The sequence below is a fragment of the Halohasta litchfieldiae genome (assembly GCF_002788215.1).
Classification (GTDB): Archaea; Halobacteriota; Halobacteria; order Halobacteriales; family Haloferacaceae; genus Halohasta; species Halohasta litchfieldiae.
Genome location: NZ_CP024845.1, coordinates 203,018 through 218,444 on the forward strand (window position 1 = coordinate 203,018; position 15,427 = coordinate 218,444).

The following is a 15,427-nucleotide window of genomic DNA, read 5'->3' on the forward strand; positions in this document are numbered from 1 at the left end:
TACTCTTACTAAGTACGAGGCGTGCAGATGAAAAATGAGAAACGATACCAATTTGGAAATAGACCAGACGCAATCAAACCGACGCCGCGTAGCTCCGAACACGGCACGGTAACTGAGGAAGAAGGAGTGTTTGAACGAGGTTCCGATAAAAACTATTGGAAGGTAATTCAGCGCATCAAAGATGGAGATAGTACAATCACTCGGCGTGGTTACTACGTAGGAAAAGGCAATGACTGGACTTGGGCACAAGATGCCCTACTCCTTGAAACAGATATTGATAACCAACTAACGGCGCGAGCTACAACTGCAGGGATTCTCACGGAATCGAGTCACTAGTAAAATGTAGATAATGTCTAACTTGTAAGAGTTGGACATTTAATTAGCAAGCTAGAGTTGATTAGAAAACGTACTGTTACCAAACGCTGTTCTTGGCATATTCGGGATATTCAGCATAAACCTCATCAATCAGCTCAGACAGTAACATTCCGTTGTACTCCGAAGCAAGGTCCTCCGCTAATGAATGCGCTGTGGCAGCACTCTTATCTGCTAATTGGTACTGGACCCACGACTGACCTTCCTCTGTGAGCCGATAGCTGTATTTTACCTTACCGTCCGCCATATCCTCTTCTTCCATATTAATCAGCCCAGCATCCTCAAGTGAATCTAAGTCGTCGTACAGTTCCTTCGAGAATGGCCCATAGTCATAGGGGATGAAATTATAATCGGAGCTATCAAGCGATGCAGTCGAATCATCTTCTAACTCCTGCTCCATGAGGAAAACAAGCTTCTGTAGGCGTGTGCGTCCCTCAATTTGGTCTCCTTCGCAGGCATCCAAGAGTGCCATTGGGAGCATTTTTCTATGCATTAGGTGTCACCTCATTCGCGTCCTTATATATAGATTGGAAATACTCTGTGAAAATCTTTGCCGTACCAGTATCATGGAAGAGCATTCCAGTCTCGCCTTGGTTGAGATTAATCAATACTGCCCCTTCGTCGCACATGTAGAACGATGTTTCGACCTCATCAGCTTCTCTAAACTCGGTAGCGGGCATCTCTTCGGCAACATCCTGGAGCTCTGGTCGGCCGCTCCATCCGACAATCTGGACATCAACGCCCGATTCAGCTTTAGATTGGAGTAATTTCTTATCTTGTTTCGAGAATCAAAAAGTGCGCTCAAGAATCCAAATTCGATTTTCAGCCTGTTCAAAGAATTCGCTTGCTTTGGTTGATGTATCTGCAATTCCAGTCGTCACCCATGCTGGATGTGATTGGGATTCCAAATTCAGGTCATAGGCAGGCTCCAAACGTTCGATGGCTTCAACTGCCATTTCTTCGAACCGCCGCTGGTTTGGCTCAATGAGCTTACGTGGATTCTGAGCATCCCATTTCGTCGGCTGGATGCCCTGTTTCACGACCGCATCTTGGCTGTGTAACTTGTTCAAGATGTCATAGACACGACCTTGGGGAATCTCGGCTCGAACTACGACATCTGACGCCTCAAGTGGCCCATATCGAACGAGAACCCGATAAGCAGCTGCTTCGTACTTTCCCCACTCCATTATTGTTTGGAGCGATTCATCAAGGTCGGAGGTGTCTGACACAGTAACAACCACTTGTGTGGTTGTATATTAAAACATTGTTTAGTTGTGCTAATGATACAATGATTTGTGTTGTTTAGGTTATGTTATAAACCCTACCCGTTCGTCTACGTAACTGTCCCCGATAATGCAGGAAAATAAGATGAGAGGTGTTGGTAGATGATGAGCAGCTATCTGTCAGGTCCTATCCCCCGGATAGAAGCAAAAGATGAGCATCTCAACCTCGTCTCAAAGGCGCAGACAGTTGAGGCTGTGATGCTTGATTATCCTCACGCCCGTCGTTTGGACCAGAATGGTATTGACCTCGAAAACATTGATGCCAAACTCATTCTTGCATCTACGATTCCGGACGAAACACTGGAGGAATGGTTCCCCGACCGTGAACTAGCATTTGCCAAACGAGTCGGTGCTGATGCTATTGTCCCCTGCGACCGACCAGTGTACAATCGTGACGCGCGTGCTCAGCGGATTGAAACCATCCAGACGTATGTAGCGGACCTCCGGGATATCGTCCCTCACTTCCGGGATGCTGGTATCGAAGTAGTTCCTTTAGTGAAAGGTGAGACCGAGTACGAACGTCGATTGTGTTATGATGCGTTCGATGAGCTCGGCTGTACAAGAGTAGCCTACTACTGTGTCCAGTATTTCAGCTACGGGTTTCGGTATAATGAACTGCTTGAGCGTGTCCAACAAATTTCATTCGAATACGAACCAGAGAACATGATATTAATTGGCCTTCAATCGGAGAACCTAGTATCGGACTTCCCACCATGTGTGACCGGAGCAGCTGGTCAACGGTGGCTACGTAACTGCAACCCTCGTGATGTGTCGGTTGTCGAGGCCGCACATCAATACGACGAATGGAGCCGACAGGTTACCGCTGCTCTGAGTACGGGGCAGTCACAGCTTCATACGTTTACGAGTTCGAAGGGGTGGGCCTGATGGGGTCTGGTATTGCACCGCCGAGTCACCCTGGAAATCAAGATGAGCATGGGCCAGGCCACGATGAATCCGGTCAGACTTCGTTAGATGATTATGCCGATGAGACTGGTCCTACGAATCGGCAGGGTAAGACAATCAACGAACGTCGTGAGCGGCTGGAACAGATTCTAGAAGAGGAGATGGTGATTGTTGAAAGTCATCAGTTCGGGTCCTTTACGCGCGGAACAATGGTTGGACCTCTTTCGGAAGATTCCGATACAGATGTGATGTTCGTGCTGAGCCGTGAGAAGCACGGCCAATGGGAACGTGGAGAAAATGGGTCAAGTAACTGTCTTCGGGCAGTAAAGCGAGTACTTGAAAAGCGGTATCCTAATTCGAATGTTAGCATCGACCGAAACGTCGTAAGCGTCCAATTCAGTGATTTCACAGTGGACGTTGCACCAGCGTTTAAAGATGACACAGGTGGATACAAAATCCCAGACACGTATAGTGACGGACAGTCTTGGGTACGGACAAATCCACGAGGATACAAGCAACGGTTCGAAGCCATCGATAACGCTCGTGGAGGCAAGCTTCAGAAGGTCGCCCGCGTTGCAAAGAAACTCCGTGAGAATCGGAATATACCGGTCAGTTCGTATCACATGGAGGTGATGGCGTATGATTACGTCCATAATCATCCCAATAAGGATGCCACGACAGAGGAGTTGACCGAGGGATTCGTCGAGGAACTACCTCGTCGAGTTTCGCGGGGTACTCGGGACCCTGTCAATGGGGACCGATTGGACTCGAATATGGACCAGGCGAATCGGAAAGAAGCTATCAGGAAGGCAAAGGCTGCCCGGAAGAAGATGCGTGAGGCGAGAACACGTCGTCGAGACGGAGACAGCAGAGAGGCAAATGAAAAATATGGTGATGCTCTTGGGGAGGATATCGATTGATGGACGGAATCCGGAGCAAACTGCGCTATAGGGCCGAGAACAAGGCTGAGTCAGTTTGCTATACGTACAGAGGGTGTCATAGAAAGCGTCACACACGAAGACGCAGGATGTTGGAACTGTGTCTACGAGCGCCAGCATCCTGCAAGAGGAGACTTCTATCGACGAGTTCTTCAATGTAATGGCGACCGAGACGCTCGCGTTGTTCGAGCATCTTGAGTTCGACTTTCTCGAAGAATTCGATGTGTTCGCCCCCGCTCGCCGGGGGCGAACACGAGATCATCACCCACCAGCACTCTTCCGAGCGTTCCTGCACTGCTACTACAAGAACGTCTACGGCATCCGTCCAGTCACGCGAGAACTCCAGAACACGGTCGTCTGGCTCAGCTGTGGCTTCGATCGACCGCCGTCGAGAGACGCGGTCGATCGCTTCCTCACCGACCTCGAACACGTCGTCGACGAGGTCTTCGACCGCCTCGTCGAGCAGGCCGCCTGCCGCGGCCTGCTCGACTTGACCTACTCCATCGATTCCACCGACGTGAGGACGATGCCCGCCGACCAAGACGCGTCGAAAGGCTACGATCCAACCGCCGAAGAGTACTACCACGGCTACGGCTGTACGATCGTCTCGACCGGGCAAAAGATCCCGATTGCCGCGGAGTTCACCGAGAGCAAGCAAGCGCCAGAGGAGACGGCGATGCGCGTCACGTGTGACGCGCTCGCCGTCGAGAAACCGATCTGGATGCTTGGAGACAGCGCCTACGACACGCTCGGCTGGCACGACCACCTGCTGGCCGCAGGGGTCGTGCCAGTCGCTCCGTACAACGCACGAAACACCGACGATCCGAAAGACATCGAGTACAGGGTCGAAGCCCGCATCGACGAACACAGCGAGGACGTTCAGCTGAAGCAATCGACGCTAGACGAGACGTACAACCGCCGGAGTGGAGTCGAACGAACCAACGACGCCGTCAAGGACTGCGGCCTCGGGCACGTTCGCGCCCGAGGCCGCGTCCACGCACGAGCACAAGTGTTCCTCGCGCTGTGCCTTCGTCTCGTTATTGCGATCACCAACGACGAACGCGGAGACAATCCAGGAAGCACCGTCATCACGCTATGAGAACTATTCTATGACACCCTCATACGTACAAGCAACACTTTGCAGCAGCTAACTTCTACCGTGCTCTATCACGGGCTCTGGATGGTCTAATATTCGCTGCCGCAGCTCTCATTCTTGCCACCAATTTTTGGGGTGTTATGCCGAATCGCTATATCGCAATACCTGCATTGCTCATTGCAGCTATCACCGGATATCGGAGAGGTACGAATTTGCAAGACAGAGCAGAGGAGTTTCGACGGTCGGCGCGTCGGTATCACGCGTTGTTTGATGAATACCGTGACTTTCTCTCTATTACCGTTGCATCAAACGAAGTGAGTACAGAGGAAGTAAGGGCAGAATTTAATCGGCTCAGCAATGACCGCCGAGAACTCAACCAGACCACACCCGATGCAAGTGGAATTTGGTATCGATACATCAAGTGGAAAGGTGAGGACCGCATTCGAGAGGAAATCACAACGACCCCAGAGACCCGCGAAGCATTGTCCAACAAGCCCAAATAATTCCTCAAAAGGGAACATAGAACCCCGAAAAATCTCTCTTAGTCACTATTAAAATCACTTACTCTCGAATTGGAGTTCTACTTCAAATACACCAATATTTTTATATTCTTCTCTCAATTTTAAATACCCATTCTCAATTTGGAGTATCTCACAGCCGTCTTCACCACGTGTGAACCTCTCCACGAGTTCATGTTCTATCAAATCCTCAATCTCTTCTCCAACGGAATTAAATTGGGATTTGATGTGCTCTGGTAGACCCGTTACATGCATTACCTTGACTTCCGACCCTGCCTGGTATATTTTCCAACTTGGTTTAGAGCCATCTCGATTCTGACAGTCGTCGCGTCGATATCCAAATGCATAGTTCTCTCCATCAGATAATATCCCAGACAAGGTATTCCCAAATCTGTCATTCTTGCGTGAGATGACTTTATAATCTGCACTGTCTGAATCTGAATGATAATATGGTAAGCAATCTTTTGGTGCTATATAGTCAACTTCTGTGAGTAGTTTTGATTCTTGCTCGTTCTGGTCAATTTCACTGTTATTTTTACCCACCATTTCTCAACTAGACATGTATTTCACTTCTATTCATTTTTATTTCTATAAATAAGATTAAATTCCTTACTTATTCAAATTATATTGTTTTTCAAAGCTAGATTCCACGAAAACGAGCGTTCTCTACCATCTAAAATATAGTTCCAGTTTCTTACAAGGGGTGATTTATTCTCTACATGGTTGACCGTGTTAACCGTGTGTAGACCGTGTAACTCTGACCGTGTAGTACACCATATCACATGGTATGCTGAGCTGAACGACAACCATTGAATGGCTATCTGTCGTTAGATAGTATGATTTCAATCAACAAGCTGGCTCTCAACAGAGTTAGAATCTCAAATAAATGAATAAATCTAAGAATTTTCTATAAAATCGGCAAAGGTTTTAATAACCATTTGTCCTTACTAATTTTAGATGACTAATTCAAAAGCTGATATTGAGGCACTATCTGACCTCATTGAGAAACAGCAAACCCAAATTGAAGAGCAACAGAAACAAATTGAGTCGCAAGCCGAACGTCTCAAAGAATTAGAAGATAACTGTACACTCAGAGAATCACGAATTAATAGTATCACACGTAGTTTGGATTCTATTGAAGATGATATTGATTCTTTAGCAGTAGGTGCAGGAAACGTTACTTTGTCTCCAATTGAAAATGCAATTGTGAAATATAATGACCCTGAAAAATCTGATTTCATCAAACATCAAAGAGATATAAGAGCAGCACGGATTATTCTGAATTTCTCTAAGTGGTCTTCGAAAACACCAGGTGGCAGCAAATTAAATGTTAAAAATAACAACTTGAAAACACTATACGAATCAAAATACGGAGAGCATCTAGCAAGTACACAAATTGGACGTGCATTCAGGGCTGCAGTGGACCTTAGTAACGGGAAATTTGAACACAGACGGAAGAATGGACACGGACTTTACCTTCCCTCTAACAAAAAAATCGTTACAACAGAACAAGAACTTAGGAAGGAAGCGAAGTCAACTTAAGAAAATTAGATTCTAGGATTATTCTATATAGTGTCTGACGATTGGTGTCAGGTATGAATGTCACCTAAGGCTATTCTAAAGAGTTAAAATCGTTAAAACAAGAGATTTTACGGGTTTTGATAAGAGTCACAAAATATTTCACGACGAACCATATTCGAAACCGAATCCTCAAACCAATTTATCTTCAATAAATACGAATTTTATTTAGTTAATTTAGGGTAATACTTATAACAGTAGGGAACGAAAAGAAACTATAGGGTGTAACTTAGAAACAAGCTATAATACTCCCGTTTGGAGTCTATAGCGCAGTTGGCCCCCCGTGACATCCTTACCTAACATCAATTGTCAGGTCGATGTGCCAAATTTTGTGTGAGATAAAAACTGGTTACGGACTTGAGCCCGATATGGAACATTCTCCTCAAAGACATTCGGGAGAAATAATTGACAAGTCAACATATTTCTGGTCGTGGCAGTAGTTCCATGAGTTAGCCACTGACGAATAGCCCACTTTACCGTAGATGTTCAAGTATCTGTAGGATACGGAATCCGAGCTCACCGTAGTCCTTCTCGGTTTGCCCTGCCTTTTCGCGCAATGCTTTCATACATTCAGTGTACTCCTCGTTGATTACGAGTTCGAGTTCGGTACCGGTTTGCTCGTCGAACTCATTAGTCATGTCGTAGAGGCCCGTTAGCAGGTACTTTTCGTCACGGTTCCCGCGTACGACGGGCGACCAGAATTGGAAAATGAAGGAATAATCATCCGAGTCAAAGAGTTCGGTGACATACTCTTTGTCCGACTTGAATTTCTGCCACAGGCGTTCGAGAGTATGCTGGTAGTCTTCGTTCCCGTATTCCGCCCATCGGTCAGTGTTAGGTGTCCCCGAATAGTGAAGACCGTCAATGTGGGTTACAACCTCACAGGTATAGACGACCTGTTCGCCATGTTCGGTATTTTTCACGCCTATCACGTCGATTTCGAGCTGGTCACCTTGCTTTTGCGACCGCTGGTTGTACATTACCAACTCGCATCCTTCTACGAGTCGAAGGTACGAACCGACGAGAAGTTCACCTGATTCAGGCTGTTCGGTCATACTGGAACGATTCTATCATGATACAAAACAGTTGGTCTACTCTACTGTTGTAAGTTTTTATTGAATCTCTGTTAATATGCGCGTAGAAGACATCTCTGGGATAAAGAATAACTTAGTATGTTCATCTAGAAATCAAATCGGTATGTTTACATATGCTTAGACTTATAATTAATCAAGGTGATTAAACATGGAAAAATACGTATGTTCAATTTGTGAGGCAAAGTTTGATAATGAGATGCTAGTTCGGACGCATATCTCTCTTTCAGAACATTATGGCCATAAAAACAAAACCGGTTTCTCGCCAGCTGATTCAGTTTCTGTGATTAATGAGAATAATGAAATTGTAGATAGAATTAACGGAAAAGGAAACCCAGAGGCAGCGAACCTATTGAAGAGTGAGGTTCCTGATGAATTAGACAGAGTTGATGCAGTAATAATCAAGACGGCAGTCAATTCAAACACTGTTGATAGTTCAGAACTTATTCGACTCACAAACGCTGCTCTTGATGATGCGGGATTAGCAATTGAACCAACAGACTCTGCTCTTCATCGAGGAGAAACAGATGTACCCTCATCAGTAATAATCCTGAAAAAACTAAATGATTTCTTTGAGCTCAGTCGGACAGAAGGTGCAAAATTTGAGGAACTCACTAAACTCAAACAACGTATTCTCAAAGCCTATGCGAAAGACACGTCTATTGGGGTGTCTGAATTAGCTAAGGAAACAAATGTCTCTCCGAGCTACTGTGCTCTGATAGTCGAGAGGTACGGAGATATTATTGAGAGAGTAACTTCTGACGAAATGGATAAATATTTAGACGAAATCTCGTCAGGGAGTCGAACATAAATGTCTCAATGAACGTAACTGGGAAATAGATTAGCGATAAAGACTTTGGATTCGAAGTTGGTAGTGTTGTAGAATAGCTCAGAATCCGACAATCATACCCACTCTCACCCGCGGCGAGCACTCAAATATCTCGTCCCTCTTTGTGTTCTTTGATACCAGAAGAGAAATGGCAAATCGTAATCAGTGAAGTTCCAGTAACCGAACGGTCAGGACTAGCCCGATGCTGGCTGTACGAAAACAGCGTAAAGCAATACCGAGACCAACCCCGCCACCACCCAAAATTAATCGAGTTGGTCTTGTGCTTCAAATATACTCAATCTTGAATAAATATTATTAATCTATTCTCGGTGCGTGTCTATCCGCCTCACTTCGCAAGAAATCATCTTTCTCACTGAGCAAGTACTGTTCAGTAGTGGATACATCTTTGTGACCTAATAATTCTTTAAGCGAATATATTGAGGCCTCTCCTGATGATTGGATAAATTGCTCTGCGAATCCGTGACGATATGAATGAGTTGAATATTTATATCGTTCTGTGTCGTCTGCAGTTGTAACTGTGTCCTGCTCTTCTAAGGACTCGGCTGCATACGAGACAATATCACCAACGGTACGAGGTGACATTCCATTTTCAGACCTTGCGTCATCTGTGATAAAGAAATAATCAGAATCAGAATTAATGTATGCTTCCCGACGGACATCCCTCCAGATTTCAAGTTGAGTAGATAATTTTTTAGAGATACTTGCTGGTCTTGTTTTGTCGGACTTTACTGCAGGTACTATAATTTCGTTTTTCTTCAAATCGACATGCTGTTTTTCAAGTGAACTAATCTCAGCTCTTCGCATCCCTGTTTCATAAAGCAAATTTAGAACCATTTTATTTCTGAATTTCGGTGGTCCTACATTTTCAATCATTGTTTTATGTTGCTCAGGAGAGATAACAACGTAATTTTCAGGCCACTTATTTTGCTGGAGTGTAGCTCCGTAATCAATATAGCTACCAATCACAAAATCTTCTGTCAGATTCTTTGTGACATGGCCTTCATTATAGAGATACAGAAAGAATGAACGAGCATAACTGTACGTTGTTTCTATAGTGCTCTCAGCATACCCTTTCTCATGTAACATCCACTTTGCCCAGTAATCTAAGAGTGTATTAGAAGTTCCAAGACTTGTCTCTTTTTTGGGTATATGAACTACAAGGTCTGACCGCTTATTTATTGCAGTGTAATCTAAATCGGCATAATCTAGAAACCACTCAAGGCGTTTTATTGACTGCTTATAACTAACAACCGACTTGTCTGCTAATTTCTCTGGAAGACCTGCAAGAAAATCTGATTTAAGTTGTTCGAACGACTCTTGTTGGCTCATTCTTCTACCTCAAAAATGAATCTCTTGCCATCTTTTGAGAATTGATTGACTGAGCCAATATCTGAAATGAGTGTATCTAACGTACTCAGGACATCTTGGTCACTGTATCCTGCGAATTTAGTTTGAATATCTTGTACCCAGCCATACTCGTCTGAACGTAATCCATCAGGATTGGTCAGTTCATAGGCGTTATTTTTGATAGTGTTCTCAGCATCCCGCTGTGATTCAAAGCGAGGCAGTGTCTCGTAGACTTCACTCTTTATGTTAACCGTTTCTCCTTCTAAATCAATGAGATAAGCAATGTTTGTCTCCAAACGACTGAGTGTTTCCTCTATGTCCCGGAATCGGTTCTCAAGCGATTGTAGACGGTTCTCTACAGGAGCGAGGTCAACATCTACACTTTCAAGCTCAGATTGCTTATCAAATCCACCACTAACTTCCAAATTTGTTGCACGGCGAATGAGTTTGGTCCGGTCATTGTACTCGTCATTCTCAACAGCTTCATCCCAGGCATTGAGTTCAGATTGAGGAACTCTCAGTGAGATTGGCTGTTTGTCATGCTCCGAATCGTCAGAGGCCATATTACGGTATTTCTCATGCCAACGTAATATGATTGTGCATACGTTCGTACATATTTTGGACAGTAGTAGGTGACCGGATATCCCATACTGACTCGTTGGGCGTCGACGGGCTTACTTTGACCGGTCACCCCCGGACTCATCGCTACACACTGTCGACCGTACCCAGTCAAAGACCCATTTGTTACCATTTGATGGCAGCAAGTACCATCTCTTACCAAGTAGTGACAGTAATACCGGTCAACGTAGCGCTGTGGTTAGTCGATCTGTTTGAGCGCCCACGCCGCCCGCGCTCGAACCGCGTCGCTGGGGTCCTCACGCCGGTGTTCGGTCAGCGAGTCGACGGCCTCGCTGGCCTCACAGTGGCCCAACACCCAGCAGGCGTGGACTCGACTTTGGGTCCAGCTATCCTCCAGAAGCTCCACGACCTGCGGGACGAACGGATCGATCCGGCCGGGGAACTCGTCGGCGATTCGCGCCAGCGTTCCCGCCGTATTCGACCGCACCGTCGGATCTGAGTCATCCAGTAGCGGCGCAATTTCGTCGGTGTAGGGTGCGACATCCGTCGGGAACCCCTGTGCGATGTCGCCCAACACGCCGACCGAGTTCCCCCGGAGTTCGGGATCGTAAGCAGTCAACTGATCCAACAGCGTCGGGACGACCGGCGTTGCGGCGTCGGGATAGGCCGCCGTGACGTGGCCGAGCGCCGCCGTACAGCTGATCCGGTAGGGCGCGTCGTCGGCATCCAGAATCGAACACAGCTGGGGGACCAGCGGCCGGACCTCCTCGGGGAACGATTCGGCGATCACACTCAGGACGGCCAAGGCTTGTCGACGCGCCCGCGTGGGCGTCGGCGACAACAGCGAGGCAATCGCCGGGGTGGCATCCAGCGCGGCGGTGGGGTTGTGTTCGGCAACCGGCAGCAGGAACTGGGTAACAGCCGCGTTCAACAGCGAACTCTCGGTGTTCAGCTGATCGATGATCTCTGGAGTGATATCCACGACGGCCTCGGGGAACCGCTCGGCAACGGTCGCCAGACTCCGGACGGCATACAGCCGGATCGGGCGGTCGTCATCGAGCCGGTCGACAAGCCGGTCGACCGCCGTCAGCCCGACCTCGGGGCGGTCCTCAACCACAGATTCGACCGTGCGGATCGCGTCGTACCGGACCGCAGTACTGTCGTCGTCGATCAAGGGCCACAGCGACTCGGTTTTCAGCAGGCCGGGAGCGACCGCCGCCAACTGCCGGTAACGGTCGACGCGGTCGTCCGGCGACCCCTCGTCGAGTGCTGGCAGCGAGGCCCGCGTGACGACCTCGACGGCCGTAATTTCGGGCACCGAGAGCTGAACCCGCTGGGGAGAAGCTTCGACGGTCATCAGTTCGAACGTGGGTGGAGCCGTTAGTCCAACGGCCGCCGCCGGCAGACGCGTCGGGCCGGCAACCGGCTGGTCGGCCGTCACTGATGTCGACCCGCCTTCCTCGCTCACGATCCGAAACGCCGTCGAGCTATCGAACTGGTCGAAAAACGCCTCCAAGGCCTCCCCGGAGTCGGGAGCCGACCGGATCTGCATCGGCTCGCCGGTCGGGCCGGGGGCGAACCACTGCAGTGGCTCGCCGTCGGCGTCGGTGTGGCGACGAATACAGTCGTGAACCGAGTCACAGCCGACCGCATCCCGAATCGTCAGGTGGTCGACACCGCCGGCGTCGACATCGGCCGGGAGTGTATACTGTCGCCAGCAAGTGTGACCGTCGATGACGACCGGGTTTGGCTCGCCAGCTGCATCGGCGGGCCGACCGTCGACCGTTTCGGCGCGGCTATCACAGACATCGCAGACCGGGTTCGGAACGTGCGCGGCGGCACTCCCGACGGGGGTTCCACAGATACTGCAGGGCGACCGTCGGGGAGTCGGCGTTGAAGGCATCGCTGGTGGTTATGTGTCGGATGAACCATCGTCTCAAAAATCTTCCGTAGCAGATAACGGGTTTGATAATTGGGGTTGCCCCTTCGAACCCCGGAACACATTTCAGCCGAGGCGAAAAGATGTAGCTATGATCGACGAAACAGTCGAGGAGATCCAAGGGATGCAGAGTCATAGCTCCTCGCTGATCGCTATCAAGGCGACACAGGCGCTATCGGAGCTACTCGACCGCGAGTACGCCTCCGTCGAGGAGTTCGAGCGAGACCTCGAACGCAACGCGGGCGCACTCCGGCGAGCCAATCCATCGCACGCCTCGCTCCACAACGCGGTTCGGGCGGTCGAACGCTCGGTACTCGACGTCTCCGGCTCCGTCGACGAGGCCAAGGAATTCACCCGCGAGATGATCGACCGCGTCGTCGAGGATATCGAAACCGGCAAACGCCGCGCTGCCGCCAACGCCGCCGAAACGTTCGAAGACGGCGAAACCTTTCTGACACACGATTTCTCGACGACTGCACTGGCGGCCGTCGAGGCCGCCGCCCTCGACGGCAACTATCTGACGGCCTACGTGATGGAAGCCCGGCCTCGATACATCGGCCGCGGAACCGCCCGCATGCTGGCCGCAATCGACCGCGTCGAACCGCATCTCATGGTCGACAGTGCCTTGGGTCACTTCCTTTCGGAGTGCGACCGCGTCGTGATCGGCATGGACTGTATCGTCGACGACACGCTCTACAACCGAGTCGGCACCCTACCGCTGGCGGCGACCGCCCAAGAACTCGGCGTGCCGGTCGTCGTCGTCGGCTCGGGGGCCAAAGTGATCGAAGAAGGGTTTGCCTTCCAAAATCAGCACCGCTCGCCGTCGGAAGTGATGCTCGAACCGGTCGAAGGAATCGCTATCGAGAACCCCGCCTACGATGCGACGCCGGTCGAATACATCGACCAGCTTATCACCGAGACCGGCATCCACGAGTTCTAACGCTCACCGCCAGTCGAATTTTCGGCCACGAATCGCTCGCACAGTCAGAAAGCCAAGCAGTCCCATCAACATAAAGACGAACAGCGTGATCCCCTGTTCGAGCAGTCCGGCGGCCGATAGAACCACGCCGGCGATCAGAATAAAAAAGCTCGCGATGACGATTTCGAACCCACTAACCTCAACCATAGCTACCACTCTCCGTGTTCATGAAAAACCGTTTCGGTCTCGGGGGGAGCATGAGAGTATGAAGTCACCCGCCCGGCACGACACGACGCATGCAGCATCCGGGGGACGGATCGCACTGAGAATGTCGTGGCTGCGTCGTGTCGGTGCTACACGCGCCAGCCTTTGGGGGAGAGGTGGCTGAGGGGCGTGCAGGGCCGGCAGGGGAGACGGACAGGCCAAGTCGACCTGACCGCCTACTGCTACACCTGCCCCAAACTTAAGCGACTTGGCACTTCTGGAAGAACACTCCGTTTGTTGTTACACTCATCACGACACAGTCAAGGCAGTGGTTGACGGCCATGTCAGCCGGGCATCCCCAACGAGACGGCCGCCTAGAGTGACGGGATCGACTACGGGTTTGCCACATTCACCGACCGCGTCTTTACCGACGAGTTGGAGCGGAATCTGGATCTGTCGACCGAATCCAAAGAGATCGACGCCGAAGACTGATCGGAGACGTGGTTACTGTTCTCTCACGTCGACCCACTGACCGATATCGTCGGCTCGCTCGATTGCATCGAGGATGACCTGCACATCGTAGGCGTCGTCGAAGGACGGCGAGAACTCCGTTCCATCGGCGACCGCCGAGAGGAACTCGTAGTTTTCGTGGACGAAACTGTGTTCCCAGCCGATGGTGTGGCCCGGCGGCCACCAGTGGTCGACGTAGGGGTCGGTTTCGTCGGTCACGAGAATCGTCTCGTAGCCGCGATTGTCGCCGGTCAACAGCTTGAGTTCGTTGAGCCGTTCCAGCGAGAACTTCAGGCTTCCCTCCGTGCCATGAATCTCTATCGTGTGGTCGTTTTTGTGACCGGTCGCCACCCGTGAGGCCTCGAAGCTCCCGACCGCGCCGTTGGCGAACTCGGCTTGGGCAGTGTAGGCGTCGTCGACGGTCACCGGTCGGTACTCCTCGATAGCCTCCTCGTCGTCGTACACTGGTCGTTCGTCGACGAACGTTTCGAGGTGGCCCGAGACACGTTCGATGTCGCCCGTTTGGTCGCCGCCGAGGAAGCGCGCGAGGTCGACGGTGTGAGCGCCCAGATCACCGAGCGCGCCGGAGCCAGCCAGTTCGGAATCCATCCGCCACGCCCACGGTGCCTCGGGGTCGACGAGCCAATCCTGCAGATATCGACCTCGAACGTGCTGGATCGTCCCGAGATCACCGTTGGCGATCAGCTGCTTTGCATACTGGATCGCGGGCAGAAATCGGTAGTTGAACGCACAGCCCGCCGGGACGCCCGCCTCGCTCGCCGCATCGCGCATTCGTTCGGCGGTCTCCAGCGTTGGCGCGAGGGGTTTCTCGCAGAGCACGGGTGTTCCGGCCTCCAAGGCGGCAATCGAGGGCTCGGCGTGGAGATGGTTCGGCCCGAGATTGTAGAACACGTCGACCTCCTCGACGACAGCTTCCCAATCGGTCGCCGTCTGTGCAAACCCAAATTGGTCGGCGGCCTCGGCCAAGGCCTCCTTATCGCGTCCAATGAGTGTGTGGCGCTCGATCTCGGGTGCGTCGGGGAAAAACATCGGCAACCGAGCGATGGCATTCGAGTGGGCACGACCCATAAACCGGTAGCCGAGCATGCCGATGGTAAGTGGCTCAGTCACGACTTCTCACTCCGCCCAGTAGGCGTCGCCGGGTTCGGTTTCGAACATCGCACGTGAGAGCACGTCGACTGGCTTTTCGAAGCCTTCGGTCGCCGAGGGGGACAGTGAGCACGCCGAGCGTCATACAGCCACGTACAACGACATCCCGAATAAATGGGTATGTCGACTG

Annotated in this window: 16 protein-coding genes and 1 pseudogene; 8 read left to right on the forward strand and 9 right to left on the reverse strand. The window is 50.5% G+C overall.

What is annotated here, in order from left to right; genetic code table 11:
• The first annotated feature begins 27 nt into the window (after positions 1-27).
• Positions 28-336: a hypothetical protein gene (locus tag HALTADL_RS17095; RefSeq protein ID WP_143054123.1), complete on the forward strand. Its 309-nt coding sequence runs from the start codon at positions 28-30 to the stop codon at positions 334-336.
• Between the two features lie 76 nt (positions 337-412).
• On the opposite strand, the gene HALTADL_RS01050 is transcribed toward HALTADL_RS17095, so the two are convergent.
• Together HALTADL_RS01050 and HALTADL_RS01060 are read right to left on the reverse strand one after the other, a co-directional pair.
• Positions 413-844: a helix-turn-helix transcriptional regulator gene (locus HALTADL_RS01050; RefSeq protein ID WP_162551644.1), complete on the reverse strand. Its 432-nt coding sequence runs from the start codon at positions 842-844 to the stop codon at positions 413-415.
• A gap of 316 nt (positions 845-1,160) precedes the next feature.
• Positions 1,161-1,601, reverse strand: coding sequence for a TrmB family transcriptional regulator (locus HALTADL_RS01060; protein WP_143054124.1), 441 nt, complete (start codon positions 1,599-1,601; stop codon positions 1,161-1,163).
• Positions 1,602-1,757: 156 nt separating this feature from the next.
• Here HALTADL_RS01060 and HALTADL_RS01065 point away from each other — a divergent pair, with 156 nt between their 5' ends.
• The 4 genes and pseudogenes from HALTADL_RS01065 to HALTADL_RS17015 form a co-directional block, all read left to right on the forward strand.
• A complete protein-coding gene (locus HALTADL_RS01065; protein ID WP_143054125.1) occupies positions 1,758-2,540 on the forward strand; it encodes a hypothetical protein in 783 nt (260 codons plus the stop codon).
• On the forward strand, positions 2,459-3,478 hold the full coding sequence (locus tag HALTADL_RS01070) for a CBASS oligonucleotide cyclase (protein WP_245708389.1): 1,020 nt from the start codon (positions 2,459-2,461) through the stop codon (positions 3,476-3,478). The genes HALTADL_RS01065 and HALTADL_RS01070 overlap by 82 nt, the downstream gene beginning before the upstream one ends.
• 178 nt (positions 3,479-3,656) lie before the next feature.
• Complete coding sequence (locus HALTADL_RS01075) at positions 3,657-4,595, forward strand: transposase (protein WP_015911568.1); 939 nt, start codon at positions 3,657-3,659, stop codon at positions 4,593-4,595.
• A 32-nt stretch (positions 4,596-4,627) separates the two neighbouring features.
• Positions 4,628-5,095: pseudogene (locus HALTADL_RS17015) on the forward strand (SLATT domain-containing protein); the annotation flags it as partial.
• A 54-nt stretch (positions 5,096-5,149) separates the two neighbouring features.
• Here HALTADL_RS17015 and HALTADL_RS17100 read toward each other — a convergent pair.
• A complete protein-coding gene (locus tag HALTADL_RS17100; RefSeq protein WP_143054176.1) occupies positions 5,150-5,656 on the reverse strand; it encodes a hypothetical protein in 507 nt (168 codons plus the stop codon).
• A 411-nt stretch (positions 5,657-6,067) separates the two neighbouring features.
• On the opposite strand from HALTADL_RS17100, the gene HALTADL_RS17105 reads away from it, so the two are divergent.
• Positions 6,068-6,652 carry a SlyX family protein gene (locus tag HALTADL_RS17105; protein WP_143054175.1) on the forward strand — a complete coding sequence of 195 codons (585 nt, stop codon included), beginning with the start codon at positions 6,068-6,070 and terminating at the stop codon, positions 6,650-6,652.
• Between the two features lie 509 nt (positions 6,653-7,161).
• Here the strand turns inward: HALTADL_RS17105 and HALTADL_RS01085 are convergent.
• Positions 7,162-7,743: a hypothetical protein gene (locus tag HALTADL_RS01085; RefSeq protein ID WP_089673264.1), complete on the reverse strand. Its 582-nt coding sequence runs from the start codon at positions 7,741-7,743 to the stop codon at positions 7,162-7,164.
• Positions 7,744-7,930: 187 nt separating this feature from the next.
• On the opposite strand from HALTADL_RS01085, the gene HALTADL_RS17110 reads away from it, so the two are divergent.
• Positions 7,931-8,590, forward strand: coding sequence for a hypothetical protein (locus tag HALTADL_RS17110; RefSeq protein WP_143054174.1), 660 nt, complete (start codon positions 7,931-7,933; stop codon positions 8,588-8,590).
• A 333-nt stretch (positions 8,591-8,923) separates the two neighbouring features.
• Here HALTADL_RS17110 and HALTADL_RS01090 read toward each other — a convergent pair whose 3' ends face one another.
• The 3 genes from HALTADL_RS01090 to HALTADL_RS01100 all read right to left on the reverse strand — a co-directional run bounded on the left by HALTADL_RS01090 (position 8,924) and on the right by HALTADL_RS01100 (position 12,458).
• The gene (locus HALTADL_RS01090; protein WP_089673263.1) at positions 8,924-9,958 is read right to left on the reverse strand and encodes a tyrosine-type recombinase/integrase; all 1,035 of its coding nucleotides are present in this window, start codon (positions 9,956-9,958) and stop codon (positions 8,924-8,926) included.
• Positions 9,955-10,539 (reverse strand): hypothetical protein, encoded by a 585-nt coding sequence (locus HALTADL_RS01095; protein ID WP_089673262.1) that lies wholly within the window; start codon positions 10,537-10,539, stop codon positions 9,955-9,957. Before HALTADL_RS01095 ends, HALTADL_RS01090 begins: the two co-directional genes overlap by 4 nt.
• Positions 10,540-10,793: 254 nt before the next feature.
• The gene (locus tag HALTADL_RS01100) at positions 10,794-12,458 is read right to left on the reverse strand and encodes a HEAT repeat domain-containing protein (RefSeq protein ID WP_089673261.1); all 1,665 of its coding nucleotides are present in this window, start codon (positions 12,456-12,458) and stop codon (positions 10,794-10,796) included.
• A gap of 127 nt (positions 12,459-12,585) precedes the next feature.
• Between HALTADL_RS01100 and HALTADL_RS01105 the strand changes: the two genes are divergently transcribed.
• Positions 12,586-13,434 (forward strand): translation initiation factor eIF-2B, encoded by an 849-nt coding sequence (locus tag HALTADL_RS01105; protein ID WP_089673260.1) that lies wholly within the window; start codon positions 12,586-12,588, stop codon positions 13,432-13,434.
• 3 nt (positions 13,435-13,437) lie between these two features.
• Here the strand turns inward: HALTADL_RS01105 and HALTADL_RS01110 are convergent, their stop codons facing one another.
• Positions 13,438-13,620, reverse strand: coding sequence for a hypothetical protein (locus HALTADL_RS01110; protein ID WP_089673259.1), 183 nt, complete (start codon positions 13,618-13,620; stop codon positions 13,438-13,440).
• A 501-nt stretch (positions 13,621-14,121) separates the two neighbouring features.
• The gene (locus HALTADL_RS01115; RefSeq protein WP_177171945.1) at positions 14,122-15,258 is read right to left on the reverse strand and encodes a Gfo/Idh/MocA family protein; all 1,137 of its coding nucleotides are present in this window, start codon (positions 15,256-15,258) and stop codon (positions 14,122-14,124) included.
• Positions 15,259-15,427: the final 169 nt, after the last annotated feature.

Coding starts and splice junctions, on each gene's coding strand:
- HALTADL_RS17095 (WP_143054123.1), top strand. CDS start 28: ATGAAAAATGAGAAACGATACCAATTTGGAAATAGACCAGACGCAATC.
- HALTADL_RS01050 (WP_162551644.1), bottom strand. CDS start 844: ATGGCACTCTTGGATGCCTGCGAAGGAGACCAAATTGAGGGACGCACA.
- HALTADL_RS01065 (WP_143054125.1), top strand. CDS start 1,758: ATGATGAGCAGCTATCTGTCAGGTCCTATCCCCCGGATAGAAGCAAAA.
- HALTADL_RS01070 (WP_245708389.1), top strand. CDS start 2,459: ATGGAGCCGACAGGTTACCGCTGCTCTGAGTACGGGGCAGTCACAGCT.
- HALTADL_RS01075 (WP_015911568.1), top strand. CDS start 3,657: ATGGCGACCGAGACGCTCGCGTTGTTCGAGCATCTTGAGTTCGACTTT.
- HALTADL_RS17100 (WP_143054176.1), bottom strand. CDS start 5,656: ATGGTGGGTAAAAATAACAGTGAAATTGACCAGAACGAGCAAGAATCA.
- HALTADL_RS17105 (WP_143054175.1), top strand. CDS start 6,068: ATGACTAATTCAAAAGCTGATATTGAGGCACTATCTGACCTCATTGAG.
- HALTADL_RS01085 (WP_089673264.1), bottom strand. CDS start 7,743: ATGACCGAACAGCCTGAATCAGGTGAACTTCTCGTCGGTTCGTACCTT.
- HALTADL_RS17110 (WP_143054174.1), top strand. CDS start 7,931: ATGGAAAAATACGTATGTTCAATTTGTGAGGCAAAGTTTGATAATGAG.
- HALTADL_RS01090 (WP_089673263.1), bottom strand. CDS start 9,958: ATGAGCCAACAAGAGTCGTTCGAACAACTTAAATCAGATTTTCTTGCA.
- HALTADL_RS01095 (WP_089673262.1), bottom strand. CDS start 10,539: ATGGCCTCTGACGATTCGGAGCATGACAAACAGCCAATCTCACTGAGA.
- HALTADL_RS01100 (WP_089673261.1), bottom strand. CDS start 12,458: ATGCCTTCAACGCCGACTCCCCGACGGTCGCCCTGCAGTATCTGTGGA.
- HALTADL_RS01105 (WP_089673260.1), top strand. CDS start 12,586: ATGATCGACGAAACAGTCGAGGAGATCCAAGGGATGCAGAGTCATAGC.
- HALTADL_RS01110 (WP_089673259.1), bottom strand. CDS start 13,620: ATGGTTGAGGTTAGTGGGTTCGAAATCGTCATCGCGAGCTTTTTTATT.